We start from the raw sequence: 25,924 nt of genomic DNA, 5'->3' as shown, positions 1-25,924 counted from the left end.
CGGGTTCGTTATATCCGGAATGATATAGCGGTGGGCATGGCCGGCAGTCGCACCGGCCCGGCTGCGGATTCTTGGGCCGCCCGCGCCCGGCGTCCTTGATGGAAATCAAACGTGGCCTGCGGGGGTGCCGCCGTACACTGCCTGCCCTTGCAGCGTGACGGACGAGCAACCGCGACATGGCCGATTCCCCCGCACCCGCCCCCATCGAGCCCCACGGCCACCTGTGGCTGAGCGTGGCCGGGCAGAGCCTGGGCGGCCGCGGCCGCTTCGCGCTGCTGGGCCTGATCGACGCCTGCGGCTCGATCAGCCAGGCCGCCAAGCGCATGGGCATGACCTACAAGAACGCGTGGGACGCGGTGGACGCGATGAACACCGCCGCCGGCGAACCGCTGGTCGCGCGCACCGTGGGCGGGCGTGGCGGCGGCGGTGCGCAACTCACCGAGCGCGGCCGCCAGCTGATCCGCCATTTCGAGCAGCTCGAACGCGAGCACCGGCTGTTCCTGCACACCCTCCAGTCCCGGCCGGGGCTGGGGGACGACTTGGCCCTGATACGGAGGATCGGCATGGTCACCAGCGCGCGCAACCAGTTCCACGGGCACGTCCGCGGCATCGTGGCGGGCGCGGTCAACGACGAGGTTCTGCTGGAAGTGGCACCGGGGTTGCAGGTCGTGGCCACCATCACCCACGACAGCGTGCGCAGCCTCGGGCTGGAGGTGGGGACGCCGGCCTTTGCGCTGGTCAAGGCGTCGTCGGTGATCGTCGCCAGCGACGTGGAGGGCGCGCGTTACTCCGCGCGCAACCGCTTCGCCGGCACGGTCGCCCGCATCAGCCAGGGCGCGGTCAACGACGAAATCGTCGTGGACGTGGGCAATGCCTGCAGCATGGTGGCGATCATCACCCGGGAGAGCACGCGGGCGCTGGGGCTGGAACCGGGGGCCGCGGCCACGGTCCTGTTCAAGGCCTCCAGCGTCATCGTCGGCGTACCCCACTGAGCCGCGCGGCGCGGTTTGACCAGCCTGTCCATTCGGCGCAAGCTCTTCCAAGGCACACCCCGAGAGCGAGAACCATGAACGCCGCGACTTCGATGAGCGCACCGGACGGCAAGTCCCCGCCCTCGCACCTGTGGCGCGTGTTCTGGCTGCAGGGCGTGATCCCCAGCAACCTGCTGTGGGCGGCGGCGTTGTGGGCGCTGGCGCAGGGCCGGACCGAGCTGCTGCTGGGCCTGTTCGCGGCGCTGCTGCTCTACACCGGCTGGATCATCCCGGCCGTGTGGCGCGCCGCGCCCGGCGCGCGCAACCCCAACTACGGCGTGGCCGCGCGCGGCCTGACCGTGGCCTGGGGCCTGAACACCGTGCTGGTGGTGTTCTTCCTGACCCTGCAACTGGTCGCTCAGTAGAACTGCACCGGGTCGCCGGCACGGTCGAAGGCGGCGAAACGGCTGACCTGCCCGTCGTTGATCGCATTGACCATCAGCCGCAGCGGCTGGGCCGCCTCGTCGGCGGACGGGGCGACGCCGGCGCGGCCTTCCAGCGCGGCGACGAACACCAGGTCCCACGACTGGCCGGTACCGGCTGATTCGGCCGCCAGCGCGGTGAACGAGGCGACCTCGTCCGGCGCCTTGTCCACGCACAACACCGGCGCCAGCGTGCCGCCCTCGCCCGCGGCATGGCGCGCGTGCTGGTCGCTGCTGGGGGACTCGGGAAGCTCGGCGCGCACGAACACGAACAGCAGGCGCTGCGGCTCCGGCTGTTGCCCGGCCGCGCGCAGCAGCCCATCGAAATCGCTCAGCATCATGGCATCGTCACGGAACGGGAATACGGGGTTGGCATGCTGCCACACCTGCCCGGCGGGTGATTGATCCAGGTCATGTCGGCGCCGATGCGCGGCGGGTAGGCTGGCAACCCATTGACGCAAGTGGGAGTATCCCGGCGTACCGGGCCAGTGGAAGACGGTGGAACAGCCATGAGCCAACTCACCGATGGCTTCGGTCGCAGCTTCCCTTACCTGCGGCTGTCGCTCACCGAGGCATGCAACTTCCGTTGCAGCTACTGCCTGCCCGACGGTTACCACGCCGACGGGCGGCCGCGCTTCCTTGCCGTGGATGAAATCGCCCGGCTGGTGCGCGCCTTCGCCACCCTGGGCATGCACAAGATCCGCCTGACCGGCGGCGAGCCGAGCCTGCGCAAGGACTTGACGCAGATCATCGCCACGGTCGCGCGGGTGCCGGGGATCCGCAAGGTCGCCATCACCACCAACGGCACCCTGTTGCCGCGCCACCTGCCGGACTGGCACCGGGCCGGGCTGACCGCGCTCAACGTCAGCGTGGACAGCCTGCAACGCGAGCGCTTCCACGCCATCACCGGCCACGACCGGCTGCCGGAAATACTCGAAGGCATCGGCATGGCGCAGACCCTGGGCCTGCAATCGGTCAAGCTCAACGCGGTGCTGCTGCGCGGCCGCAACGACGACGAGCTGCCGGCATGGATGGAATTCCTGCGCGAGCGCGCGCTGAGCGTGCGTTTCATCGAACTGATGCGCACCGGCGACAACGGCGACTATTTCCAGCGCCACCACCTGCGCGCCGACGTGCTGGTGGAGCAGTTGCAGGCCGCCGGCTGGAGCCTGCGCCCGCGCGCGGCCGACGCCGGGCCGGCGCGCGAATACACCCACCCCGGCTACCGCGGCAGCATCGGCATCATCGCGCCGTATTCGCGCGACTTCTGCGCCGGCTGCAACCGCCTGCGGGTCACCGCCCGCGGCGACCTGCGGTTGTGCCTGTTCGGCGATTTCGGGGTGGCGCTGCGGCCATTGCTGCAATCCGACGCCGACCACGACGCGCTGCTGGCGCGCATCACCACCCAGCTCGGCCTGAAGGCGGCCGGGCACGGATTGCACCAGGGCCGGACCGGGTTGACCCCGCACCTGGCCTCGATCGGAGGATGAAGAACACGATGAGTGGTCAGATGAACGCGGCCTTCCACATGGCCGACGTCCGCGACAAGCGCATCACCCGCCGCCGCGCGGTGGCGGTGGGCGAGCTGCATGCCGGGCCGGTGGCCTACCCGCTGATCGTCGAGCGCCGCCTGCCCAAGGGCGACGCGCTGGTGATGGCCGAGATCGCCGGCCTGCAGGGGGCGAAGATGGCCTCGGCGCTGATGCCGCTGTGCCACCCGCTGCCGCTGGAACTGGTGCACGTGTACTGCGCGCCGGTGCCGGAGCGGCAGGCGATCCGGGTGTGGTGCGAATGCGCCAGCGAGGCGCGCACCGGCGTGGAGATGGAGGCGCTGGCCGGGGTCAACGCGGCCCTGCTGACCCTGTACGACCTGAGCAAGCCGGTGGAACCGGCGCTGCGCATCGAGGGCATCCGCCTGCTGTTCAAGGAGGGCGGCAAGAAGGGCCTGTGGCTGCACCCGGACGGCATGGACGAAGCCGAGCGCGAGCGCTTCAAGCCGCGCCCGCCGCACGGCCTGCACGGTGCCGCATGCGCGGTGCTGACCTTGAGCGACCGCGCCAGCCAGGGCACCTACGCGGACGAATCCGGTCCGAAGCTGGCCGCCGGCCTGCGCGCGCTGGGCGGCGAGGTGGTCGTGTCCGACGTGCTGCCCGATGGCATCGAACCGCTGGCCGGGCGCCTGCGCGCGCTGGCCGCCGACGGCGTGCGCCTGTGCCTGTGCAGCGGCGGCACCGGGCTGGGGCCGCGCGACCTCGCGCCGGAAGCCCTGCAATCGCTGGGCGCGCGCCGCGTGGACGGGCTGGCGCAGATGCTGCGCGCGCTCAGCGCGCAGCACACGCCGATGGCCTGGCTCAGCCGCGCCGAGGTGGTGCAGCTGGACGGCATGCTGGTGTTCGCGCTGCCGGGCAGCCCGCGCGCGGCGGCGCAGTGCCTGGACATCCTCGCCCCGGTCCTCGGCCACGCGCTGGCGATGGTCGACGGCGGCGGCCACGGGGGCGCGGCATGATCGCCTACGACGAAGCACTGCGGCTCCTGCTGGACGCCGCCGCGCCGCTGCCAGCCGAGCGCGTGCCGCTGGAGCGGGCCGAAGGGCGCATCCTCGCCAGCGACATAGTCAGCGCGCAGTCGCTGCCGCCGTTCGACAACTCGGCGATGGACGGCTTCGCCCTGCATGCCGGCGGCAAGGCGCTCGACGCCGGCCTGGAACTTGCGGTCCAGGGCTGGCAGGCAGCCGGCGATCCCGGCACGCACGGTGCCCAGGGCGCGTGGGAAATCATGACCGGCGCGCGCATGCCCGCCGGCCTGGACAGCGTGGTGCCGGTCGAACAGGTGGAGATCCTCGACAGCCACGACGGGAAACCCACGCGCATCGCCCTGCGCGCGCCGGTCAGGCCCGGCCAGCACGTGCGCCTGCGCGGGCAGGACGTGAACGAAGGCGAGCGCGTGCTGCGCGCCGGCCAGGCGCTGGACCTCAACGCCCGCACCCTGCTGCACGCCATCGGCGTAGGCGAGGTGGCGGTCGCCGCGCGGCCGAAGGTGGCGGTGATCGCCACCGGCAAGGAGCTGGTCACCGAAGCGGCGCAGGCGCTGGAATCCGGGCAGATCCGCGACAGCAACCGGCCCTACCTGGTCGGCCGCCTGCGCGCCGCCGGCGCCGAGGTGACGTGGCAGGGCACGGTCGGCGACGACGTGGCCGCCTTCGACGCGGTGCTGGAGCAGGCGCTGGCCGCCGGCGCGCGGGTGCTGGTCAGTACCGGCGCGGTGTCGCAGGGCCGCTACGACTTCATCCCCGACGCGCTGCGCGCCCGTGGCGCGCGCATCGTCTTCCACAAGGTCGCCATCCGTCCCGGCAAGCCGCTGCTGTTCGCGGTGCTGGCCGACGGCGCGCTGTATTTCGGGCTGCCCGGCAACCCGGTGTCGGCGGCGGTGGGCCAGCGCTTCTTCGTCGAGCCGGTGCTGCGGCGCATGCTCGGCATGGACCCGGAGCCCGCGCTGTACCTGCCGCTGCTGGCCGATGCGCGCAAGCCGCCGGGCCTGCGCTTCCACGCCCGCGCGCGGGTCGAAGCGGACGAACGCGGGCAACTGGGCGTGCGGCTGCTGGCCGGGCAGGAATCCTTCCGCCTGATGTCGATGCTGCAGGCCAATGCCTGGGCGGTGCTGGAAGGCGACGCCGACCTCGCCGCGGCCGGCAGCCACGTGCGCGTGCAGGGCCTCGGGCACCACGATCCGGTGCGGCTGGTGGGCGGGGAGCGGTCATGAAACAGGTGAACCTGCAATTGTTCGGCGCCTTCTCCGAGCTGGACGCCTCGCGCGAGATCGTGGTGGAGGTGCCCGGCGACCGCGTGGCCGATCTGCGGCAGGTACTGCGCGAACTGCTGCCGCAGCGCTGGCCGCAGTTCCGCGCCGGCCTGCTGGACTACTCGGTCTTCGCCGACCAGCAGTGCGTGCTGCGCGACCACGAGCGCCTGCCCGAGGATGGCCGCGTGGCGATCCTGCCGCCGGTGAGTGGAGGTTGAGATGGGCAACGACGTCTTCATCGGCAAGGTGCTGGACCGTGCCAGCGCCGCCATCGACCCGGCCGAGGCCATCGCCGCGGTGTCCGACCCCGGCTTCGGCGGCATCGACGTGTTCATCGGCAAGGTGCGCGACCTCAACCAGGGGCGCGCGGTGCGCGGCATCACCTACGACCTGTTCGAGCCGCTGGTGCTGAACGAGTTCCGGCGCTTGGCCGCGGAGGTGGAGGCCGCCTTCGGCCCGCGCGTGAAGCTGTACGTGGCCCACGCCAAAGGGCGGCTGGCGGTGGGCGAGGTGGCGGTGGTGGTCGCCGCCGGCAGCCCGCACCGCGACGAGGCGTTCCGCGCCTGCCGGCAGCTGATCGAGGCGGTGAAGCACCGCTGCCCGATCTGGAAGCAGGAGCATTACGAGGACGGCGACAGCCAGTGGAGCGAAGGCTGCGCGCTGTGCCATGCCGACCCTGCCGAAGGCGACGCGGCGCATGGCCACGATCACGCCCATTAGCCGCCCCGCCCCGCCGGCCGGCATCGTGCTGGCCGGCGGCCTGTCCAGCCGCATGGGCCGCGACAAGGCGCTGCTGCCGTGGCACGGGCGCACCCTGCTGGAACACATGCGCGGGCTGCTGCGCCAGGCCGGCGCGCAGCAGGTCTGGATCAGCGGCGCCTACCCGGCCTTCGCCGGCATCCCCGACCGGGTCGCGCGCTGCGGCCCGCTCGGCGGGCTGTACAGCGTGGCGATGGCCATTCCCGACGGGCCGGCCTGGGTGGTGGCGGTGGACATGCCGCGCCTGGCCCCGGCCCTGCTGCGGCGGCTGCACGCCGCCCACCACGGCGGCTGCACGATACTGGCCGGGCACCCGCTGCCGATGCTGCTGGACATCGACCCGGCCTGCCGCGCGCTGCTCGAAGCGATGCTCGCCGACCCGGACGGCCCGCGCTCGCTGCAGGCCCTGCAGCAGCGCCTCGGCGCGCGGCGGCTGCCGCTGGCGCCCGGTGACGAGGCCTGCCTGTTCAACTGCAACACCCCCGGGCAATGGCAGGAGGTTGCTTCATGAAGACCCAGTTCCGGCAGCAGTCGCTGCGCCTGCGCGTGGACGAAGACGAACTGGCGCGCCTGCTGGCCGGTGAAACGGTGGTGAACGCGCTGCAGTTCGGCGACGGCGCGGGCTGGTCGCTGGCGTTGCGCCTGCACGCGGACGTTGCCCGTGTTTCGGCCACGGCCGGCGATTGCCACGTGGCGCTGCCGCTTGATGCGGTGCGGGAATTGCAGGCCCGCCTGCCCAGCCGCGAGGGCCTGTGCTTCGAACTGCCCGCAGGCAGCGGTGGCGTGCAGTTGCGGCTCGACGTGGACGTGCGCGACAGCGTGCGCCGGCGCGGCCCGGTGCGCCAAGTCAAGCCCGTGGCTTGACATTTGTCAGGGAGAGATCGAAAACCAGCCCTGTTTGATCGAAATCAACACCTGCAAGACCGCCTGCTGGCCTAATCCCGGTCCAGACTAGGTACTGCCTGAATCCGTACCTACACGTCGTCATCTGCAGCCTCGGAGCCACGCATGACCGCCGGTAGCGAAGTGGTACAACGCAGCAACGCGGGCCCCGGTCGGACCATCGGCGACTGGCAGCCGGAGGACGCCGGCTACTGGGAGCGCACCGGCCGGCGGGTCGCCGCGCGCAACCTGGCGATCTCGATCCCGGCGCTGCTGCTGGCCTTCTCGGTGTGGGTGCTGTTCTCGGCGGTGTCGATCAGCCTGCCGCGCATCGGCTTCGGCTTCAGCACCGACCAGCTGTTCTGGCTGGTGGCGCTGCCCAGCCTGTCCGGCGCCACCCTGCGCGTGGTCTATTCGTTCGTGATCCCGATCTTCGGCGGGCGCCGCTGGACCGCGCTGTCCACCGCCTCGCTGCTGCTGCCGACGCTGTGGCTCGGCTTCGCGGTGCAGGACCCGGCCACGCCGTACTGGGTATTCGTGGTGATCGCGATCCTGTGCGGCTTCGGCGGCGCCAACTTCTCCTCGTCGATGTCCAACATCTCCTTCTTCTACCCCAAGCAGAAGCAGGGGCTGGCGCTGGGCCTGAACGCCGGGCTGGGCAACGTCGGCGTGTCGGTGGCGCAGCTGGTGGTGCCGCTGGTCATCACCGTCGGCGCGCTGGGCACGCTGGCCGGGCCGCCGCAGGTGCTGGCCGACGGCAGCGGCCGGCTGTTCCTGCAGAACGCCGGCTTCGTCTGGGTGCCGGCCATCGCGCTGGTCGCGGTGGCCGCCTGGTTCGGCATGAACGACCTGACCAGCGTGCGCTCCTCGTTCACCGAGCAGGCGGTGATCTTCCGGCGCAAGCACAACTGGCTGATGTGCTGGCTGTACATCGGCACGTTCGGCTCGTACATCGGCTTCTCGGCCGGCTTCCCGATGCTGGTCAAGAGCCAGTTCCCGGACGTGAACCCGATGACCTACGCCTTCATCGGCCCGCTGCTCGGCGCGCTGATGCGTTCGGTCGGCGGCAGCCTGGCCGACCGCTGGGGCGGGGCGCGGTTGACGTTCTGGGTGTTCGCGCTGATGGTCGCGGCCGTGTTCGGAGTGCTGCACTTCCTGCCCGACCACGGGCAGGGCGGGCACTTCTTCGGCTTTTTGGCCTCGTTCATGGCCTTGTTCGTACTCAGCGGCATCGGCAACGGCACCACCTTCCGCATGATCCCGGTGATCTTCCGCACCCTGCACGAGCGCCTGTCGGCCGGGGCCGACGCGCAGGGAAAGGCCGCCGCCAGCCGCCAGGCCGGCATCGAGTCGGCCGCCGTGGTCGGTTTTTCCGGGGCCATCGGCGCCTACGGCGGCTTCTTCATCCCCAAGAGCTACGGCTCGTCCATCACCTTGACCGGCAGCCCGGACCTGGCGCTGTACGGCTTCATCGCCTTCTACATCACCTGCCTGGCCGTGACCTGGTGGTGGTACTACCGGCGCGGCGCCGAAGCGCCCTGCTGACAACCCGAGCCCGCACCGCAGCCATGAACGCCACAGCCACGATGCAGATGTCCGCAAAGGGAGATCCACGATGAGTTATTTCCTCGACCGCTTGCAGTTCTTCAAGCGCGACCCGCAACCCTTTGCCGACGGGCACGGGTTCAGCAAGAGCGAGGGCCGCGACTGGGAGAACGGCTACCGCGCGCGCTGGCAGTACGACAAGATCGTGCGCTCCACCCACGGCGTGAACTGCACCGGCTCGTGCAGCTGGAAGATCTACGTCAAGAACGGCCTGGTGACCTGGGAAACCCAGCAGACCGACTACCCGCGCACGCGCCCGGACCTGCCCAACCACGAGCCGCGCGGCTGCCCGCGCGGGGCCAGCTATTCCTGGTACCTGTACAGCGCCAACCGCCTGAAGTACCCGCTGGTGCGCGGCACCCTGCTGCGCCTGTGGCGGCAGGCGCGCAGGACGCTGTCGCCGGTGGAGGCGTGGGCCAGCATCGTCGAGGACAAGGAGAAGGCGCGCTCCTACAAGAGCCGCCGCGGCATGGGCGGCTTCGTGCGTCTGCGCTGGGAGGAGGCCAACGAGATCATCGCCGCCTCCAACCTGTACACGGTCAAGCAGTATGGCCCGGACCGGGTGGTCGGCTTCTCGCCGATCCCGGCGATGTCGATGGTGTCCTACGCCGCCGGCGCGCGTTACCTATCGCTGCTCGGCGGCGCCTGCCTGTCCTTCTACGACTGGTACTGCGACCTGCCACCGGCCTCGCCGCAGGTGTGGGGCGAGCAGACCGACGTGCCCGAATCGGCCGACTGGTACAACAGCCGCTACATCATCGCCTGGGGCTCGAACGTGCCGCAGACGCGCACCCCGGACGCGCACTTCTTCACCGAGGCGCGCTACAACGGCACCAAGACCGTGGCGATCTGCCCGGACTACTCGGAGCTGGCCAAGCTCACCGACCACTGGCTGCACCCCAAGCAGGGCACCGACGCGGCGCTGGCGTTCGCCTTCGGCCACGTGATCCTGCGCGAGTTCCACGTCGATTCGCCGTCGCAGTATTTCCAGGACTACTGCCGCCAGTATTCGGACATGCCGATGCTGGTGCGGCTGGAGCGCCGCGCCGACGGCCGGCTGGTGCCGGGCCACTTCCTGCGCGCAAGCGAACTGGGCGGGCTGGGCGAGAGCAACAACCCGGAATGGAAGACGCTGGCGTTCGACGAGAACAGCGGCGGCATCACCGTGCCCAACGGTTCGATCGGTTTCCGCTGGGGCGAGCAGGGCAAGTGGAACATCGAGGAGAAGGCCAGCAACGGCGCCGACACCCGCCTGCGCCTGAGCCTGGCCGACGGCAACGACGGCATCGAGGCGGTCAGCTTCCCCTACTTCGGCGGCATCGAGACCGACGGCTGGACCGCCGCCCCGGCCGAGGAAGTGCTGGAGCGCAACATCCCGGTGCGGCGGCTGGCGCTGGCCGCGGGCGGCGAGGCGCTGGTGGCCACGGTCTACGACCTGCTGCTGGCGCAGTACGGCGTGGACCGCGGCTTCGGCGGCGGCAACGTGGCGGCCAGCTTCGACGACGACGTGCCTGGCACCCCGGCGTGGCAGGAGCGCATCACCGGCGTGCCGCGCGCGGAGGTGGTCGAGATCGCCCGCGAGTTCGCCCGCACCGCCGACAAGACCCGCGGCCGCAGCATGATCATCGTCGGCGCCGGCATGAACCACTGGTTCCACAACGACATGAACTACCGCGGCCTGATCAACATGCTGGTCATGTGCGGCTGCGTGGGCCAGACCGGCGGCGGCTGGGCGCACTACGTGGGCCAGGAGAAGCTGCGCCCGCAGACCGGCTGGCAGCCGCTGGCCTTCGGCCTGGACTGGAGCCGGCCGCCGCGGCACATGAACGGTACCTCGTTCTTCTATTTCAACACCGGGCAGTGGCGCTACGAGAAGCTGCAGGTGGACGAGCTGTTGTCGCCGCTGGCCGATGCCTCCAAGTACGGCGGCAGCCTGGCCGACCTGAACCTGCGCGCGGTGCGCATGGGCTGGCTGCCGTGCGCGCCGCAGCTGGATCGCAACCCGCTGCAGCTGGTGCGCGAGGCCGAGGCGGCCGGGGTGGCGCCGGCCGAGTACGCGCTGGGCAAGCTCAAGGACGGCTCGCTGGACTTCGCCTTCGCCGACCCAGACGCCAGCCAGAACCACCCGCGGATGATGTTCATCTGGCGCTCGAACCTGCTCGGTTCCTCCGGCAAGGGCCACGAGTACATGCTGCGGCACCTGCTGGGCACCCGCCACGGCTTGCAGGGCAAGGACCTGGGCGAGATGGGCGCGGTCAAGCCGGAAGAGGTGAAGTGGCGCGACGAGGCGCCGGAGGGCAAGCTCGACCTGCTGGTCACGCTCGACTTCCGCATGTGCACCACCGCGCTGTACAGCGACATCGTGCTGCCGACGGCGACCTGGTACGAGAAGGACGACCTCAACACCTCGGACATGCACCCGTTCATCCACCCGCTGTCCAAGGCGGTGGACCCGGCGTGGGAGTCGCGCAGCGACTGGGAGATCTTCAAGGGCGTGGCGCACGCGGTCAGCGACATGGCGCCGGGCGTGCTGGGCGTGGAGAAGGACCTGGTGCTGGTGCCGACCCTGCACGACACGCCCAACGAACTGGGCATGCCGTTCGGCGTGGCCGACTGGAAGAAGGGCCAGTGCGAGGCCATCCCCGGCCAGACCATGCCGAGCATGGCCGTGGTCGAGCGCGACTACCCGAACCTGTATCGCAAGTTCACCTCGCTGGGTCCGCTGCTGGACAAGCTCGGCAACGGCGGCAAGGGCATGAACTGGGACACGAAGCACGAGGTGGAATTCCTCGGCAGGCTCAACCACACCGTGCGCGAGGACGGCGTCAGCCACGGCCGCCCGGCGATCGACAGCGCCATCGACGCGGCCGAGGTGATCCTGCACCTGGCGCCGGAAACCAACGGCCACGTCGCGGTGAAGGCGTGGGAGTCGCTGGGCACCTTCACCGGCCGCGAGCACACCCACCTGGCGGTGGGCAAGGAACACGAGGCGATCCGCTTCCGCGACATCCAGGCGCAGCCGCGCAAGATCATCTCCTCGCCGATCTGGTCGGGGCTGGAGGACGAGAACGTCAGCTACAACGCCGGCTACACCAACGTCCACGAGCTGATCCCGTGGCGCACCGTCACCGGCCGCCAGCAGTTCTACCAGGACCACGAGTGGATGATCGACTTCGGCGAGGCCTTCATGGGCTACCGGCCGCCGGTCAACACGCGCACGGTGGAACCGCTGCTCAACCAGCGCCCGAACGGCAACAAGGAGATCGTGCTGAACTGGATCACCCCGCACCAGAAGTGGGGCATCCACAGCACCTACAGCGACAACCTGATCATGCAGACGCTCTCGCGCGGCGGCCCGATCGTGTGGCTCAGCGAGGACGACGCGCGCAGCGCCGGCATCGAGGACAACGACTGGATCGAGCTGTTCAACGTCAACGGCGCGATCGCCGCGCGCGCGGTGGTCAGCCAGCGGGTGATGCCGGGCATGGCGATGATGTACCACGCCCAGGAACGCATCATCAACGTGCCGGGCTCGGAGATCTCCGGCACCCGCGGCGGCATCCACAACTCGGTCACCCGCGTGGTGCTCAAGCCCACCCACATGATCGGCGGCTACGCGCAGCTGGCCTACGGCTTCAACTACTACGGCACCTGCGGCACCAACCGCGACGAGTTCGTGATCGTGCGCAAGATGGACAAGGTCGATTGGCTCGACGGCGAAGATGCCGTGGTTGCTGCACGGGAGGTGGTGTGATGAAAGTGCGCGCACAGATCGCGATGGTGCTGAACCTGGACAAGTGCATCGGCTGCCATACCTGCTCGATCACCTGCAAGAACGTGTGGACCTCGCGCGAGGGCGTGGAGTACGCCTGGTTCAACAACGTGGAGACCAAGCCGGGCATCGGCTACCCGAAGGAATGGGAGAACCAGGACAAGTGGAACGGCGGCTGGGTGCGCACCCGCGCCGGCAAGCTGGTGCCGCGCGCCGGCGGCCGCTGGCGCATGCTCGCCAAGATCTTCGCCAACCCGGACCTGCCGCAGATCGACGACTACTACGAGCCGTTCGACTTCGACTACCAGCACCTGCACGACGCGCCGGAGGTCAAGCACCAGCCGACCGCGAGGCCGCGCTCGCTGATCAGCGGCCAGCGCATGCAGAAGATCGAGTGGGGCCCGAACTGGGAGGAGATCCTCGGCACCGAGTTCTCCAAGCGCGCCCGCGACTACAACTTCGACCAGGTGCAGAAGGAGATCTACGGCGCCTTCGAGAAGACCTTCATGATGTACCTGCCGCGCCTGTGCGAGCACTGCCTGAACCCGGCGTGCGTGTCGGCGTGCCCGTCCGGGGCGATCTACAAGCGCGAGGAGGACGGCATCGTGCTGATCGACCAGGACAAGTGCCGCGGCTGGCGCATGTGCGTGTCGGCGTGCCCGTACAAGAAGATCTACTACAACTGGAAGAGCGGCAAATCCGAGAAGTGCATCTTCTGCTACCCGCGCATCGAGATGGGCGAGCCGACCATCTGCTCGGAAACCTGCGTGGGCCGCATCCGCTACCTGGGGGTGATGCTGTACGACGCCGACCGCATCGCCGAGGCCGCCTCGGTGCCGGCCGAGAAGGACCTGTACCAGGCGCACCTGGACATCTTCCTCGACCCGGAGGACCCGGCGGTGATCGAGGCCGCGCGCGCCGAAGGCATCCCGGACAGCTGGCTGGCGGCGGCACGGCAGTCGCCGGTGTACAAGCTGGCGATCGACTGGAAGCTGGCGCTGCCGCTGCACCCGGAATACCGCACCCTGCCGATGGTCTGGTACGTGCCGCCGCTGTCGCCGATCCAGAACGCGGCCGAGCGCGGCCGCATCGGCATGAGCGGCGAGCTGCCAGACGTGGCCTCGCTGCGCATCCCGGTGCGCTACCTGGCCAACCTGCTCTCGGCCGGCGACGAAGCACCGGTAGTGCGCGCGCTGGAACGGCTGATGGCGATGCGCGCCTGGCGCCGGGCGAAGAACGTGGACGGCATCGAGGACACCCGCGTGCTGGAGCAGGTGGGGCTGAGCGTGGCCCAGGCCGAGGACATGTACCGCTACCTGGCCATCGCCAACTACGAGGACCGCTTCGTGATCCCCACCGGCCACCGCGAGTACGCCAACGACGCCTTCGGCGAGCGCGGCGGCTGCGGCTTCACCTTCGGCAACGGCTGCAACGGCGACAGCCCGGCCGACCTGTTCGGGCAGCGCAAGACCACCACCTACGCGGTGCACCCGAACCGGCAGCGGCGCCACGAGGTGGTCGAATGAGCCTGCTCAAGCTGATCGGGGTGTTGCTGGACTACCCGCGCGACGAGCTGTGGCAGCACGGGCCGGAGCTGCTGGCCGCCTGCGACGACCCGGCGCTGGCCCCGCCGCGCCGGCAGCAACTGCAGCGCTTCGTGCAGGAGCTGCTGGACAGCGACCCGCTGGACGCGCAGGCGCGCTGGCTGGGCAGCTTCGACCGCGGCCGCTCGATGAGCCTGCTGCTGTTCGAGCACATCCACGGCGAATCGCGCGACCGCGGCCAGGCGATGGTCGACCTGGTGGAAACCTACCGCCGCAACGGCTTCGCGCTGGACGCGCGCGAACTGCCGGACTACCTGCCGCTGCTGCTGGAATTCCTCGCCCACCGGCCCGAGGCCGAGGCCCGCGACTGGCTGCACCACATCGGCCACATCGCCGGCATGCTGGCCGCGCGCGCCGCCGAGCGCGAGCTGCCGCACGCGGTGCTGCTGGAGATCCTGGTCGAGGCCGGCGACGGCAAGGTCAACCTGGCGCTGCTGCGCCAGCGCGCCAGCGAGGAAGCGCGCGACGACACCACCGAGGCCATGGACCGGCTGTGGGAGGAGGAAGCGGTCCGCTTCGGCAGCGATGCCCCCGCGCAGGACTGCGCGCCGCCCCGGCGTTCCCCGGCCCGTCCTTCGCATCCAGAGGTGCAGCCATGAACCACTACCTCCACCAGTTCGCCTTCCAGTTCTACCCGTACATCGCCGTGGCGGTGCTGCTGATCGGCAGCTGGGCGCGCTACGACAAGGCCATGTACAGCTGGCGCACCGGCTCCAGCCAGCTGCTTTCGGACAAGGGCATGCGGATCGGCAGCAACTGCTTCCACATCGGCGTGCTGGCGATCCTCGGCGGCCACCTGGTCGGCCTGCTCACCCCGCACGCGGTGTACGAGCATTTCATCACCACCCCGCAGAAACAGCTGCTGGCGATGGTGGTCGGCGGCCTGTTCGGCGCGCTGTGCTTCATCGGCATCGCCATCCTGCTGGTGCGCCGGCTGACCAACCCGCGGGTGCGCGCCACCGGCAGCTTCGGCGACACGCTGGTGCTGGTGCTGCTGTTCGCGCAGCTGTGCCTGGGCCTGTACAGCATCAAGGTGTCGGCCGGCCACCTCGACGGCGGGGTGATGGTGCTGCTGGCCGAATGGGCGCAGCACATCGTCACCTTCCGCGCCGGCGCGGCCGACTTCATCGAGGGCGTGCACTGGGTCTACAAGCTGCACATCTTCCTCGGCCTGACCCTGTTCCTGATCGCGCCGTTCACCCGGCTGGTGCACGTGTGGAGCATCCCGGTCAGCTACCTGTGGCGGCCCTACCAGGTGGTGCGCCGGCGCCAGGCCACGTTGCGCTACGGGCCGCGGGAGTAAGCGATGAACGTGCAGACGCGGATCCTGCCGATCACCGTGATCGACTCGGCGCAGCCGGTGCCGGCCGAGGCCGGCCACCACCACCACGACGCGGGCGGCGAAGGCCCGCGCTCGCTGGGGCAGCCGGCGCCGTGCCGGCTGTTCGTGGACGACACCGCGATCAGCGAGGCCGACATCGCCCGCGAGATGCAGCACCACCGCGCGATGCGCCCGGAGCAGTCGCGCGCCGACGCGGCGCGCGCGCTGGTGGTGCGCGAACTGCTGCGCCGCGAAGCGCAGCGGCTGGGCCTGCAGGCGCCGGCCGGCAGCCCGGTCAGCGACGAGGAGGCGCTGATCCAGCAGCTGCTGGAGCAAGCCGTGGAAGACCGCGTGCCGGACGAGGACGACTGCCGGCGCTACTTCGCGCAGAACCCCGAACGCTTCCGCGCGCCCGACCGGGTCCGCGTGCGCCACATCCTGCTGGCGGCGCCGGCGGACGACGTGGCCGGGCGCCTGGCCGCGCGCAGCGAAGCCGAGCGCCTGCTCGGCCAGCTCAAGGAACAACCGCACCTGTTCGCCGATTTCGCCCTGCGCCACTCGCGCTGCCCCTCGGCCAGCGACGGCGGCGACCTGGGCTGGCTGCAACGCGGCCAGACCACACCGGAGTTCGACCGCCAGGTGTTCCGCCTGCGCGAAGGCCTGGCCGGCTTCCCGGTGGAGTCGCGCTGGGGCTACCACGTGGTCCGCGTGGATGCCTGCGAGCCGGGGCAGGCGCAGGCGTTCGAGGCGGTGCACGCGCAGATCCGCGACTACCTGGAGCTGCAGGTGCGCCAGCGCGAAATACAGGCCTACCTGTTGCAGTTGCAGGAACGCTACCCGGTCCGCGGCCTGGAAGAGATAGAAGCCGAGGCCGGCTGATCCCCCCTTTCTCCGGAGTATTCCCATGAACCAGGCCCTTGCCCCCGTCAGCGCCGGGCAGCAGCAGCGCGCGCTGTGGCTGAGTACCTTCGCCTTCACCGTGTGCTTCGCGGTATGGATGATCTTCGCGATCATCGGCATCCAGATCAGCAGGCAGCTGGGCCTGAACGACACCCAGTTCGGCCTGCTGATCGCCACCCCGGTGCTGACCGGTTCGGTGATCCGCGTGTTCCTCGGCATCTGGTCCGACCAGTTCGGCGGGCGCAAGGTGATGACGCTGGTGATGCTGTGCGGCGCGGCGGCGACATGGCTGCTGACCTATGCGCAGACCTACCCGCAGTTCCTGCTGGCGGCGCTGTTCGTGGGCATCGCCGGCGGCAACTTCTCGGTCGGCGTGACCTACGTGTCCAAGTGGTTCCCGCCGGAGAAGCAGGGCACGGCGCTGGGCATCTTCGGCGCCGGCAACATCGGCTCGGCGGTGACCAAGCTGCTGGCGCCGCTGGTGATGGTGGCCTCGGGCTGGATGATGGTGGCCAAGCTATGGGCGGTGGGGCTGGCGGTCACCGCCATCCTGTTCTATCTGTTCAGCAAGGAAGACCCCTCGCTGGAGGAGCGCCGCCGCAGCGGGGTCAAGCCGATGCCGTTCGCCGAGCAGATGGCGCCGCTGAAGAACCTGCAGGTGTGGCGCTTCTCGCTGTACTACTTCTTCGTGTTCGGCGGCTTCGTCGCGCTGGCACTGTGGCTGCCGCACTACCTGGTCGGCGCCTACGGCATGGACGTGGGCACCGCCGGCGTGCTGGCGGCCTGCTATTCGATCCCGGCCAGCCTGTTCCGGGTGGTCGGCGGCTGGCTATCCGACCGCATCGGCGCGCGCCGGGTGATGTACTGGACGCTGGGCGTATCGGCCATCTGCACCTTCCTGCTCGCCTACCCCGACACCCGCTACGTGGTGCAGGGCGTGCACGGCGAACTCAGCTTCCACCTGGCCATCGGCGTGACCCTGTTCACCGTGCTGGTGTTCGTGCTGGGCTTCTTCATGTCGCTGGGCAAGGCGGCGGTGTACAAGCACATCCCCGTCTATTACCCGCAGCACGTCGGCGCGGTGGGCGGCGTGGTCGGCATGATCGGCGGCCTCGGTGGCTTCATCCTGCCGATCGTGTTCGGTGCCCTGAACGACGTGGTCGGCATCTGGAGCAGCTGCTTCATGCTGCTGTTCGTGCTGGTGACCGGCGCGCTGGCGTGGATGCACTTCGCGATCCGCCGCATGGAGCGCCGCCGCTTCCCGCAGATCGACCGCGAAACCGACCTGCCGGAAGCCATCGAAGCGGCCGCAGCTGATGGCCGCCGGCGCGGTTGAGGCGGATACCCCGGCAGCGCGCGATGCAGGGTCGGGAGCCGCCGGCAGTACCATGACCACGCACCGGTGCCGCCGGGCCATCGCCTGACCTTACGGCGGCTGGGCGCCGCCCTGCGGGGGCGTGCGCCCGCGTCGCCGCAGCCCTACCCTCCCACGCGGGCCATGTCCCCGGAACCACGCCATGAAAAAGCCCTGGATACTGCTGTTGCTGCTCCACGTCCTCCCGGCCACGGCCGCGGAGTTGACGGTTTCGGCGGCGTCCAGCCTGACCGAGGGCTTCCGCGAGATCGCCGGCGCCTACGGCGCGCGCTACCCGGATGCCCGGGTCGATTTGAACTTCGCCGCGTCCGGCGTGCTGCTGCAGCAGGTCGCGCGCGGCGCGCCGGTGGACGTGCTCGCCTTCGCCGACCAGGCGACGATGGACCAGGCCGCCCAGCGCGGCCTGGTCGACCCCTCGACGCGCCAGGTGTTCGCGACCAACACCCTCTGGGTGGTGGTGCCGCCCCGTACATCGTCCGCGCCGACCTCGCTGGCGGCACTGGCCGGGCCGGCGGTCGGCCGGGTGACCATCGGCAACCCCGACAGCGTGCCGGCCGGGCGCTACGCGCGGCAGGCCCTGCAGCAGGCCGGGCTATGGCCATCGCTGCAGGCCAAATTGATCCTCGCGCAGAACGTGCGCCAGTCGCTGGACTACGTGGCGCGCGGCGAGGTGGATGCCGGCTTCGTCTACGCCACCGACGCGCAGGCCATGCCCGACCGCGTGCGGCGCGCGTTCCAGGTGCCGCTGTCCACCGGCATCAGCTACCCGTTGGCGATGGTCAAGGGCAGCGGCAACGCCGACGAGGCGCGGCGCTTCATCGCCTTCGTGCGCTCGCCCGCCGGCCAGGCCATCCTGCAACGGCACGGTTTCGGAAGCCCTTGATGCTCGACCTGGACTGGAGCGCGCTGTGGCTGTCGCTGAAGGTGGCCGGCTGCGCGACCGCGATCAACCTGGTGCTGGGCATCGCGCTGGGCGGGCTGCTGGCGCGGCGGCGCTTCCCCGGCCGCGAGCTGCTGGACACGCTGCTGACCCTGCCGATGATCCTGCCGCCCACGGTGCTGGGCTATTACCTGCTGGTGCTGATCGGCAGCAACGGGCCGCTGGGCGCGTGGCTGCAACGCAGCTTCGGCATCAACCTGGTGTTCACCTGGCAGGCGGCGGTGATCGCCGCGGCGGTGGCCTCGCTGCCGCTGGTGTTCAAGCCGGCGCGGGCCGCGTTCGAGGGCGTGGACGGGCAACTGGAGCAGGCCGCGCGGACCCTGGGCATATCCGAGCCGGCGCTGTTCTTCCGGGTCACCCTGCCGCTGGCGTGGCGCGGCATCCTCGCCGGCCTGCTGCTGGCGTTCGCACGGGCGATGGGCGAGTTCGGCGCCACCATCATGGTCGCCGGCAGCATCCCCGGCCGCACCCAGACCCTGTCCATCGCCATCTACGAAGCGGTGCAGGCCGGCAACGACGGCCGCGCCAACCTGCTGGTGCTGGTGTCCTCGGCGGTGTGCATCGGCGTACTGCTGGTCGCCGCCCGGCTGGTCGGCCGCCCCCCCGGCGATGCGCGCCATGTGGCTTGAACTGGACATCCACTGCCAGCTGCAGGCGGCCGGGCAACGCTTCCAGCTGCAAGCCGCGCTGCGTTGCCGGCAACCGCGGGTGGTGCTGTTCGGCCCATCCGGCGCGGGCAAGAGCCTGACCCTGAAGGCGGTGGCCGGCCTGCTGCGGCCGGACGCCGGCAGCATCCGCATGCACGGGCAGCCGCTGTTCGACGCCGCCGCCGGCCTCCACCTGTCCCCGCAGCAGCGCCGGATCGGCTACGTGTTCCAGGACTACGCGCTGTTCCCGCACCTGAGCGTCCGCCAGAACGTCGCCTTCGGCCTGCGCCGGGGCTGGCGCAACCCGGCCCGCGGCTGCCGCATCGCCGCGGTGGAGCACTGGTTGCAGGTGTTCGGCATCGACCACGTCGGCGACCTGCTGCCCGCGCAGATCTCCGGAGGCCAGCGCCAGCGCACCGCGCTGGCCCGCGCGCTGGTCACCCGGCCGCAGGCCCTGCTGCTCGACGAGCCCTTCGCCGCCCTCGACCACGCCCTGCGCACGCACCTGCGGCGCGAGCTGGAAAGCGTGCTCGATGAAACCGGCATCCCGCTGCTGCTGATAAGCCACGACCCGGAGGACGTGACGCTGTTCGGCCAGCAGGTCGTGCACATGGCCGACGGCCGCACGCAGGGCTGAGGCCGGCCGCGCGCTTCATCGGCTCCATGACCGGGGCGGATAGAATGCCCCCTATGAAAATCGCCAGCTGGAACGTCAATTCGCTCAATGTCCGCCTGCCGCACCTGGAACAGTGGCTGGCCGCTTTCGCCCCGGACGTGGTCGGCATCCAGGAAACCAAGCTGGAGGACCACAAGTTCCCCGACACGCGCCTGCTGGAACTCGGCTACCGCAACGTGTTCGCCGGGCAGAAGACCTACAACGGCGTGGCGCTGCTGGCGCGCGACCCGATCGAGGACGTGCAGGTCGGCATTCCCGGTTTCGAGGACGAGCAGAAGCGGGCGATCGCCGGCACCGTCAACGGCGTGCGCATCATCAACCTCTACGTGGTCAACGGCCAGGACGTGGGCACCGACAAGTACGCCTACAAGCTGCGCTGGCTCGATGCCGTGCATGACTGGATCGCCGCCGAACTGGCGCGCAACCCGAAGCTGGTGGTGCTGGGCGACTTCAACATCGCCCCGGACGCGCGCGACGTGCACGACCCGGCGGTGTGGAACGACAACCACATCCTCACCTCCACCGCCGAGCGCGGCGCGCTGGACAAGCTGCTGCAACTGGGCCTGCACGACGGCTTCCGCCTGCACAACGACGCGGCCGGCGTGTTCAGCTGGTGGGATTACCGCGCCGCCGGCTTCCGCCGCGACCTCGGCCTGCGCATCGACCTGACCCTGGTGTCCGACGCGCTGAAACCGCATGCGCTGGCGGCCGGTATCGACCGCGAGCCGCGCACCTGGGAACGGCCCAGCGACCATGCACCGGCGTGGGTGCAGTTGGACAGGAACGAGTGAAAAGGAACGAGGAACGAGAGAAAGCCGAAGCGTTCCGGCTCCTTGCCTCTACTCGTTCCTCGTTCCTCCCCACTCGTTCCTGCTTCAGCGGACGCGCTTGCGCGTGAACAGGTTGACGATGGCCAACAGGATCACCGCGCCGAGCAGCGAGAGCAGGAACGAGCGCAGCGTGATCGCGCCGTTGATGCTGCCGCCGCCGAACAGGAAGCCGGCTACCATCGCGCCGATGATGCCGACCACGATGTTCAGGACGATGCCCTGCTGCGCGTCGCGGCGCATGATGATGCTGGCCAGCCAGCCGACGATGCCGCCCACGATCAACCAGATGATGAAACCGATCATGCGAGTATCTCCCTGCGTCAATGCACCCGGGCGGGTGCGGCCTCCCCAGTCAAGCCGATCGGGCGTGAAGCGGCCGTGGACCCGCGGCAGGCGGGGCCGTTGGCGATGACGCCGGCGCGCGCGTGGCAATTCGGGCAGGTACGGGTGTGGCAGCTGCCGCACGTGCCCGGCACCCGCGGCGAGCCGCAGGCGCGCGAGCTGCTGGCGGCCGAGCTGGGCAGCACCCCGCAGGCGCTGCCGCTGACCCGTGACGAGCGCAACCGGCCGTGGCTGATCGGCGAGCTGGCGCATTACGGCACCGGCTGGAGCCACAGCGGCGGGCACCTGCTGGTGGCGCTGGGCGAGCACGTGCGGCTGGGCGTGGACCTGGAGCAGCAGCGCCCGCGCCGGCAGATGCGCGAGGTGATCCGCCGCTTCTTCCATCCCGACGAGGTCGCGTGGCTGGACGCGCTGGACGAGGCCGGCTGCGAACGCTGGTTCTTCCGCGTCTGGTGCGCCAAGGAGGCGCTGCTGAAGGCGCACGGCCACGGCATTTCCTTCGGCCTGCACAAGCTGCGCTTCGCACCCGGCGACGATGGCGCGCTGCGCCTGGCGTGGTGCGACCCGGGCCTGGGCGAAGCGGCGCGCTGGCACCTGCACGAGTGGCAGGCGGCGGAGGATTTCCGCGCGGCGCTGGCGTGGTATCCGGTTTAGGGACTGCGGGCGACGGCGACGCTGCCTTTTCCTTCTCCCTCCGGGAGACAACTCGGGAGGATTGCCGAGTTGCACGGCGAAGCCGCCCGAAGGGTGAGGCACAGGGATGTGCCGAATGCAGGTGCCCGAAGGGCGGATGAGGGGCAAACGGAGTCCATGATGGTTGAACATCCGGGCTCCGTTCGCCCCTCACCCCAACCCCTCTCCCGTGGGGAGAGGGGCTTTACTCTGTACCCTCCAAAATGAAAGGCACTTCAAGCCTCACTTCCTCGCGCTGAAGATCGGCGTCAGGTAATCGGTCGTGCCCTCGATGCGCTGCAACGACGGATAACGCAGGCCACCGTGGTAGTCGATGCTCAGGGTGCGATAGACGTCCATCTCCTTGACCAGCAGGCGGATCGGCTGCTTGCCGGCCTGCGCCGCGCGCACCGCTTCCTCCAGTTCGTCGGCGCTGTATTGCAGGTCGTTGACCGCCAGTACCTGCATGCCGCTGCCGAGGCCGGCGTTGAACGCCGGGCTATCCCAGCGCACCTCGCCGACGCGGCCGCTGCCGTCCAGCGCCATGCCCAGCGAGTAGATGAAGTTTGCGCCGCGGCCCTTCATCAGCGCGCGGTAATAGGCGCTGGGCTTGTCGTTGTAGACCAGCTTCCAGCCCGCGGCCTCGATGCCGCCGGTCAGGCCGGCCCTGCGCTCCAGCCGGTCGCGCAGGAACTGCGTCCAGTCGCCGGTGGGCTGCACCTGTTCCAGCGTCGCGGCGACGTCCTCGAAGGTGTAGGTGTCCGGGCGCTCCCACTGGCCATCGTTCTTTCCGAAGAAGGCGCGGGCGAAATCGTCGAGGCTGCGCCGGCCCTTGCTGAGGCTGCGGATGCGCACGTCGGCCTCCAGCCACAGCATCTGCCCGCCCTGGTAGTAGTCCTCGCTCATCTGGTAGCCGCGGTAGGGCTTGGGCTTGCGGCGGGCGATCACCGGGTCGTTGGTGGTGTCGCCGAGCGAGCGCCATTCCAGGCCGGGGCGGTTGTCGGCGTAGGTGGCCGCGACCAGCGCCAGCGCATCGCGCGAGGCGTCCAGCGGGCGGATGCCGGCGCGCGCGGTCAGCACGTTGCCCCAGTACTGGGCCTGGCCTTCGTAGACCCACAGCAGGCTGCCCTGCATCGGCACGTTGTAGTGCGGCGTGGCCATGTCGGCCGGGCGCCGGTACTTGCCGTCCCACGAGTGGGTGTATTCGTGGCCGAGCAGGTCGCTGCTGCCGACCTTGGCGTCCCAGCCGCTGAAATAGTCGCGGTCCTCGCTGTTCTCGCTGGAACGCTGGTGTTCCAGGCCGATGCCACCCAGCTGGCTGGTCACCGCGAACAGGAAGTCGTAGTGGTCGTAGTGCTCGGCGCCGAACAGCCTGCGTGCCTGCGTGACCAGCGCGCGGTGCTGCTCGATGTGCTCGGGCTTGGCTTCCAGGTCCTTGGCGCGGTCGGCGAACACGTTCAAGCGCACCGGGCGGGTGCCGGCCGGGGCAAGGTCGAAGCTGCGGTGGTAGCGGCCGGCGAACACCGGCGAATCGACCAGGATCTCCAGGTTGGTCGGCGCGTAGTGCACGGTGTCGCCGTCGCGGCGCTCCACTTCCAGCGCGCTGGCTGCTTCCCAGCCCTGCGGGTAGCGGACGCTGGCGCGGTAGGTGATGGCATGCGCGGCATGGCCGGCCGGGTACAGCACCATCGCGTTCCATTGCAGGTTGAGCATGTTCGGCGTCATCACCGTGCGGCCCTGCGATGCGTCGGTGGGGCTGAGGAACTGGTAGTCCATGCGCAGCTCGCCCACGCCCTCGGGCACCTGCACGTTGAAGGTGTAGACGTCGAGCGGGTCGCGAACCCAGTCCAGGCGCTGGCCGTTGCCGGTGACGACCAGCCCGGCCAGTTTCTCGATCGCACCGGTGGGCGAATGGTTGCCCGGCAGCCATGCCGGGTAGTGGAAGCGCTGCAACCCGGCCCGCACCGGCACGGTCTGGCGCAGCTTGAACACGCGCTGGCCGAGGTCGGTGGCGTCCACGTCCAGCACGATCGTGCCCGGGTACGCGGCCTCGCTGATCGCCGTGCCGCGCGCATCCACGGCCACCGGTCCGGGCGTGGCATGCGCCAGTCCCGTGGACGCCAGCAGGGCCACACTCAACGCCGCCACTCGAAATACCCGCATCACGCAGACCTCGTCAGGGAAATGAATGCCCTATCGTGTCCGCGCGCCCCGGCCCACGCATGGGCCGAAGGGCATGGCTGCGGCTCCCGGCGGGTGCCGCCTCAACCGAGGTCGGCGGCGCTCAGGCGTTCGAGCCTGCGCGCGTTTTCCGGCGACTTGCCGTCGCTCCCGAGGCGCCGGGCCAGCGCCGCGGCGATGGCTGCATGCGCCTCGCGCAGCACCTGTGCTTCGTCGTGGCTGGCGTCGATCACCTGTTTGCCGGCGATGTCCAGCTGCCGGAAGATCGCGCGGCAGCGCTCCAGGTTCTGCGCCGTCTCGAAGTGGTTGGGCACGTCGCCGCGGGCACGGATGCGCGCCAGCCCGGTTTCCGGCGGCAGGTCGAGCAGCAGCAGCAGATGCGGGCGCGGCGCGAAGTCGTTCAGGCGTAGCAGCTCGTCCACCGGCAACCCGGCCGCGCCCTGATAGGCCACCATCGACGGGAAATAGCGGTCGAGGATCACCACCGCGCCGCGCTGCAGCGCCGGGAGGACCAGTTCCTCCACATGCTGGCGGCGGTCGCGCAGCAGCAGCTCCACCTCCTGTTCCGGGCTCAGCCGGCCCGTGGCGGCCGAGGCCCGCAACTGCGTGCCCCACGGCCCGTTGGTCGGCTCCTTGCTCAGCACCACCTCGGCGCCGGCCTGCTCCAGGATGTCGGCCAGCCGGCGCGCCAGCGTGGACTTGCCGGCACCATCGATGCCCTCGATGGCGATCAGCAGGCCGCCGGGAATGTGCTCTTTCGTCATCGCGCTACTGTAGCCGAAGCCGCCCAACGCACCCACCGTTTCCACGCCGCCGCAATCGGCATGCGCCAGCAGCCATGAAGGAATCTCCGCGGAGCGCTCCTGCGGTCCGGCTTCCATTTCTTCACATATGGACGCAGGGGCGTGGTGCGCCGCAACCCACGCAGCTGACCCGGCCGGCAATCGCCGTTATCGTGTGGCGCTTCGCCATCCGCCGTGTCCTCCATGAACCCGACCCGCGACAATCCGCCCGCCGTTGCCGCCGCGCCCGAGCACGGCAGCTGCGAGAACTGCCATGCCGCGCTGAACGGCCATTACTGCCACCACTGCGGGCAATCCGCGCACAACCCGCTCAAGCACTTCGGGCACGCGGTGGAGGAGGTGTTCGAGTCGTTCTGGCACCTGGACGGGCGCATCTTCCGCACCCTGCGCGACCTGCTGGTACCCGGCCGGGTGGCGGTGAATTTCCTCAGGGGCCACCGGGTAGGCTACGTGCAGCCACTGCGGCTGTTCGTCATCCTCACCCTGTTCACGTTCTTCGTTGGCAAGCTGATGCTGCATGCCGAGGGGGCGGTCGTGTTCGACCGGCAGGCCGGGCTGTTCGCACCGGCGCAAACCGCGGACGAGGTAGAACGGCTGCGCGCGGCGCAGGTGGCGGAGATGGAGCGCGCACTGGGGGGCTCGCCCGGTGACACCGCGAGCCTCGCCTTGGCCATGACCGCAATCAACACCGCCGCCGCACGGCGCCTGGCCGAACTGGAAGACACCCGGAGCACCAGCGGCTCGGCCGTGGCGCGCGCCGGCGAGGCGGCGGCGCGCGCCAGCGATGGCCGCACCGGGCAGTTGTTCAGCCACGACGTCAACGGCAAGCCGTGGGACCCGCAGACCAACCCGGTGGTGCTGGCCGGCTGGCCGGGGTTCGCCGATCGCTGGCTCAACCAGCGCATGGCGAACACCCGCGCCAACCTGGAGCGCATGGACGGCAACCCCGTTCTGTTCCTGCAGGCGGTCCTGACCGCCCTGCCCGGCGCGCTGTTCCTGCTGATGCCGGTGTTCGCGCTGGTGCTGCGCGTGGCCTACCTGCGACGGCCGACCGGCTACCTCGAACACCTGGTGGTCGCCTTGTACAGCCACAGCTGGCTGATGCTGGTGCTGCTGGCGACCTTCGCGGTGGCCGGCATCAGTGGCGCCATCGGCAACTCCGTGGTCAGTACCCTCGGCGGCTGGCTGTACGTGCTGTTGTGGCTGGCGGTGCCGGTCTACCTGTTCTGGATGCAGCAGCGCGTCTACGGCGGCAACCCGGTGCTGACGATGCTGCGCTACCTCTTCATCGGCGGCGTCTACCTGTTCCTGGTGATCGCCGTGGTGATGTACGCGGTGCTGGCCGGCGTTTCCGCCTGAGGACA

General features: G+C 70.1%; 26 protein-coding genes. 22 read left to right on the top strand and 4 right to left on the bottom strand.

Features of this window, described 5'->3' with window-relative positions:
• Positions 1-176 precede the first annotated feature (176 nt).
• Both MIC98_RS01820 and MIC98_RS01815 read left to right on the top strand, forming a co-directional pair.
• Positions 177-992, top strand: coding sequence for a TOBE domain-containing protein (locus tag MIC98_RS01820; RefSeq protein WP_239735103.1), 816 nt, complete (start codon positions 177-179; stop codon positions 990-992).
• A 74-nt stretch (positions 993-1,066) separates the two neighbouring features.
• A complete protein-coding gene (locus tag MIC98_RS01815) occupies positions 1,067-1,396 on the top strand; it encodes a hypothetical protein (protein WP_057639561.1) in 330 nt (109 codons plus the stop codon).
• Here the strand turns inward: MIC98_RS01815 and MIC98_RS01810 are convergent.
• Complete coding sequence (locus MIC98_RS01810; RefSeq protein WP_345772144.1) at positions 1,390-1,794, bottom strand: ribonucleotide reductase subunit alpha; 405 nt, start codon at positions 1,792-1,794, stop codon at positions 1,390-1,392. The two genes, MIC98_RS01815 and MIC98_RS01810, sit on opposite strands and share 7 nt — an antisense overlap.
• A 168-nt stretch (positions 1,795-1,962) precedes the next feature.
• Between MIC98_RS01810 and moaA the strand changes: the two genes are divergently transcribed.
• From moaA to xth, 18 genes are all read left to right on the top strand, one after another.
• Complete coding sequence (moaA, locus tag MIC98_RS01805; RefSeq protein WP_239735101.1) at positions 1,963-2,943, top strand: GTP 3',8-cyclase MoaA; 981 nt, start codon at positions 1,963-1,965, stop codon at positions 2,941-2,943.
• A gap of 8 nt (positions 2,944-2,951) precedes the next feature.
• The gene (gene moaCB / locus MIC98_RS01800; protein WP_239737992.1) at positions 2,952-3,959 is read left to right on the top strand and encodes a bifunctional molybdenum cofactor biosynthesis protein MoaC/MoaB; all 1,008 of its coding nucleotides are present in this window, start codon (positions 2,952-2,954) and stop codon (positions 3,957-3,959) included.
• Positions 3,956-5,212 carry a gephyrin-like molybdotransferase Glp gene (gene glp / locus MIC98_RS01795; protein ID WP_239735100.1) on the top strand — a complete coding sequence of 419 codons (1,257 nt, stop codon included), beginning with the start codon at positions 3,956-3,958 and terminating at the stop codon, positions 5,210-5,212. Before moaCB ends, glp begins: the two co-directional genes overlap by 4 nt.
• Entirely contained in the window at positions 5,209-5,469 is a 261-nt protein-coding gene (locus MIC98_RS01790; protein WP_239735099.1) for a MoaD/ThiS family protein, read from the top strand. The genes glp and MIC98_RS01790 overlap by 4 nt, the downstream gene beginning before the upstream one ends.
• A 1-nt stretch (position 5,470) precedes the next feature.
• Positions 5,471-5,971, top strand: coding sequence for a molybdenum cofactor biosynthesis protein MoaE (locus MIC98_RS01785; protein WP_239735098.1), 501 nt, complete (start codon positions 5,471-5,473; stop codon positions 5,969-5,971).
• On the top strand, positions 5,949-6,521 hold the full coding sequence (locus MIC98_RS01780) for a molybdenum cofactor guanylyltransferase (RefSeq protein ID WP_239735097.1): 573 nt from the start codon (positions 5,949-5,951) through the stop codon (positions 6,519-6,521). Before MIC98_RS01785 ends, MIC98_RS01780 begins: the two co-directional genes overlap by 23 nt.
• Positions 6,518-6,874 (top strand): hypothetical protein, encoded by a 357-nt coding sequence (locus MIC98_RS01775; protein WP_239735096.1) that lies wholly within the window; start codon positions 6,518-6,520, stop codon positions 6,872-6,874. The genes MIC98_RS01780 and MIC98_RS01775 overlap by 4 nt, the downstream gene beginning before the upstream one ends.
• Before the next feature lie 144 nt (positions 6,875-7,018).
• Positions 7,019-8,437 carry a NarK family nitrate/nitrite MFS transporter gene (locus tag MIC98_RS01770; protein ID WP_239735095.1) on the top strand — a complete coding sequence of 473 codons (1,419 nt, stop codon included), beginning with the start codon at positions 7,019-7,021 and terminating at the stop codon, positions 8,435-8,437.
• 70 nt (positions 8,438-8,507) lie between these two features.
• Complete coding sequence (locus tag MIC98_RS01765) at positions 8,508-12,251, top strand: nitrate reductase subunit alpha (RefSeq protein WP_239735094.1); 3,744 nt, start codon at positions 8,508-8,510, stop codon at positions 12,249-12,251.
• Positions 12,251-13,795 (top strand): nitrate reductase subunit beta, encoded by a 1,545-nt coding sequence (gene narH, locus MIC98_RS01760; RefSeq protein WP_057639569.1) that lies wholly within the window; start codon positions 12,251-12,253, stop codon positions 13,793-13,795. The genes MIC98_RS01765 and narH overlap by 1 nt, the downstream gene beginning before the upstream one ends.
• The gene (gene narJ / locus MIC98_RS01755; protein WP_239735093.1) at positions 13,792-14,472 is read left to right on the top strand and encodes a nitrate reductase molybdenum cofactor assembly chaperone; all 681 of its coding nucleotides are present in this window, start codon (positions 13,792-13,794) and stop codon (positions 14,470-14,472) included. The genes narH and narJ overlap by 4 nt, the downstream gene beginning before the upstream one ends.
• Complete coding sequence (gene narI, locus MIC98_RS01750) at positions 14,469-15,176, top strand: respiratory nitrate reductase subunit gamma (protein WP_239735092.1); 708 nt, start codon at positions 14,469-14,471, stop codon at positions 15,174-15,176. Before narJ ends, narI begins: the two co-directional genes overlap by 4 nt.
• Before the next feature lie 3 nt (positions 15,177-15,179).
• Positions 15,180-16,073 (top strand): peptidylprolyl isomerase, encoded by an 894-nt coding sequence (locus MIC98_RS01745; protein ID WP_239735091.1) that lies wholly within the window; start codon positions 15,180-15,182, stop codon positions 16,071-16,073.
• 25 nt (positions 16,074-16,098) lie between these two features.
• Positions 16,099-17,430, top strand: a complete 1,332-nt coding sequence (locus MIC98_RS01740) for a nitrate/nitrite transporter (protein ID WP_057639573.1) — start codon at positions 16,099-16,101, stop codon at positions 17,428-17,430.
• Positions 17,431-17,611: 181 nt separating this feature from the next.
• Entirely contained in the window at positions 17,612-18,352 is a 741-nt protein-coding gene (gene modA, locus MIC98_RS01735; RefSeq protein ID WP_239735090.1) for a molybdate ABC transporter substrate-binding protein, read from the top strand.
• Positions 18,352-19,038 carry a molybdate ABC transporter permease subunit gene (gene modB / locus MIC98_RS01730; protein WP_239735089.1) on the top strand — a complete coding sequence of 229 codons (687 nt, stop codon included), beginning with the start codon at positions 18,352-18,354 and terminating at the stop codon, positions 19,036-19,038. Before modA ends, modB begins: the two co-directional genes overlap by 1 nt.
• Entirely contained in the window at positions 19,028-19,693 is a 666-nt protein-coding gene (locus tag MIC98_RS01725; protein WP_239735088.1) for an ATP-binding cassette domain-containing protein, read from the top strand. Before modB ends, MIC98_RS01725 begins: the two co-directional genes overlap by 11 nt.
• A gap of 53 nt (positions 19,694-19,746) precedes the next feature.
• The gene (xth, locus tag MIC98_RS01720; RefSeq protein WP_239735087.1) at positions 19,747-20,523 is read left to right on the top strand and encodes an exodeoxyribonuclease III; all 777 of its coding nucleotides are present in this window, start codon (positions 19,747-19,749) and stop codon (positions 20,521-20,523) included.
• Positions 20,524-20,607: 84 nt separating this feature from the next.
• Here the strand turns inward: xth and MIC98_RS01715 are convergent, their stop codons facing one another.
• Positions 20,608-20,862, bottom strand: a complete 255-nt coding sequence (locus tag MIC98_RS01715; protein ID WP_057639598.1) for a GlsB/YeaQ/YmgE family stress response membrane protein — start codon at positions 20,860-20,862, stop codon at positions 20,608-20,610.
• 108 nt (positions 20,863-20,970) lie between these two features.
• Between MIC98_RS01715 and MIC98_RS01710 the strand changes: the two genes are divergently transcribed.
• A complete protein-coding gene (locus MIC98_RS01710) occupies positions 20,971-21,558 on the top strand; it encodes a 4'-phosphopantetheinyl transferase superfamily protein (RefSeq protein WP_239737989.1) in 588 nt (195 codons plus the stop codon).
• A gap of 261 nt (positions 21,559-21,819) precedes the next feature.
• On the opposite strand, the gene MIC98_RS01705 is transcribed toward MIC98_RS01710, so the two are convergent.
• Both MIC98_RS01705 and tmk read right to left on the bottom strand, forming a co-directional pair.
• Complete coding sequence (locus MIC98_RS01705; protein WP_239735086.1) at positions 21,820-23,739, bottom strand: peptidase M61; 1,920 nt, start codon at positions 23,737-23,739, stop codon at positions 21,820-21,822.
• A gap of 101 nt (positions 23,740-23,840) precedes the next feature.
• Positions 23,841-24,521: a dTMP kinase gene (gene tmk, locus MIC98_RS01700; RefSeq protein ID WP_057639599.1), complete on the bottom strand. Its 681-nt coding sequence runs from the start codon at positions 24,519-24,521 to the stop codon at positions 23,841-23,843.
• A 222-nt stretch (positions 24,522-24,743) separates the two neighbouring features.
• Between tmk and MIC98_RS01695 the strand changes: the two genes are divergently transcribed.
• Positions 24,744-25,919 (top strand): DUF3667 domain-containing protein, encoded by a 1,176-nt coding sequence (locus MIC98_RS01695; RefSeq protein WP_239735085.1) that lies wholly within the window; start codon positions 24,744-24,746, stop codon positions 25,917-25,919.
• Positions 25,920-25,924 lie beyond the last annotated feature (5 nt).

This window comes from Stenotrophomonas sp. NLF4-10 (genome assembly GCF_022359915.1).
Lineage (GTDB): Bacteria > Pseudomonadota > Gammaproteobacteria > Xanthomonadales > Xanthomonadaceae > Stenotrophomonas > Stenotrophomonas daejeonensis.
Note: the sequence above shows the minus strand (reverse complement) of the source record. Positions and strands in the feature narration are given on the sequence as shown.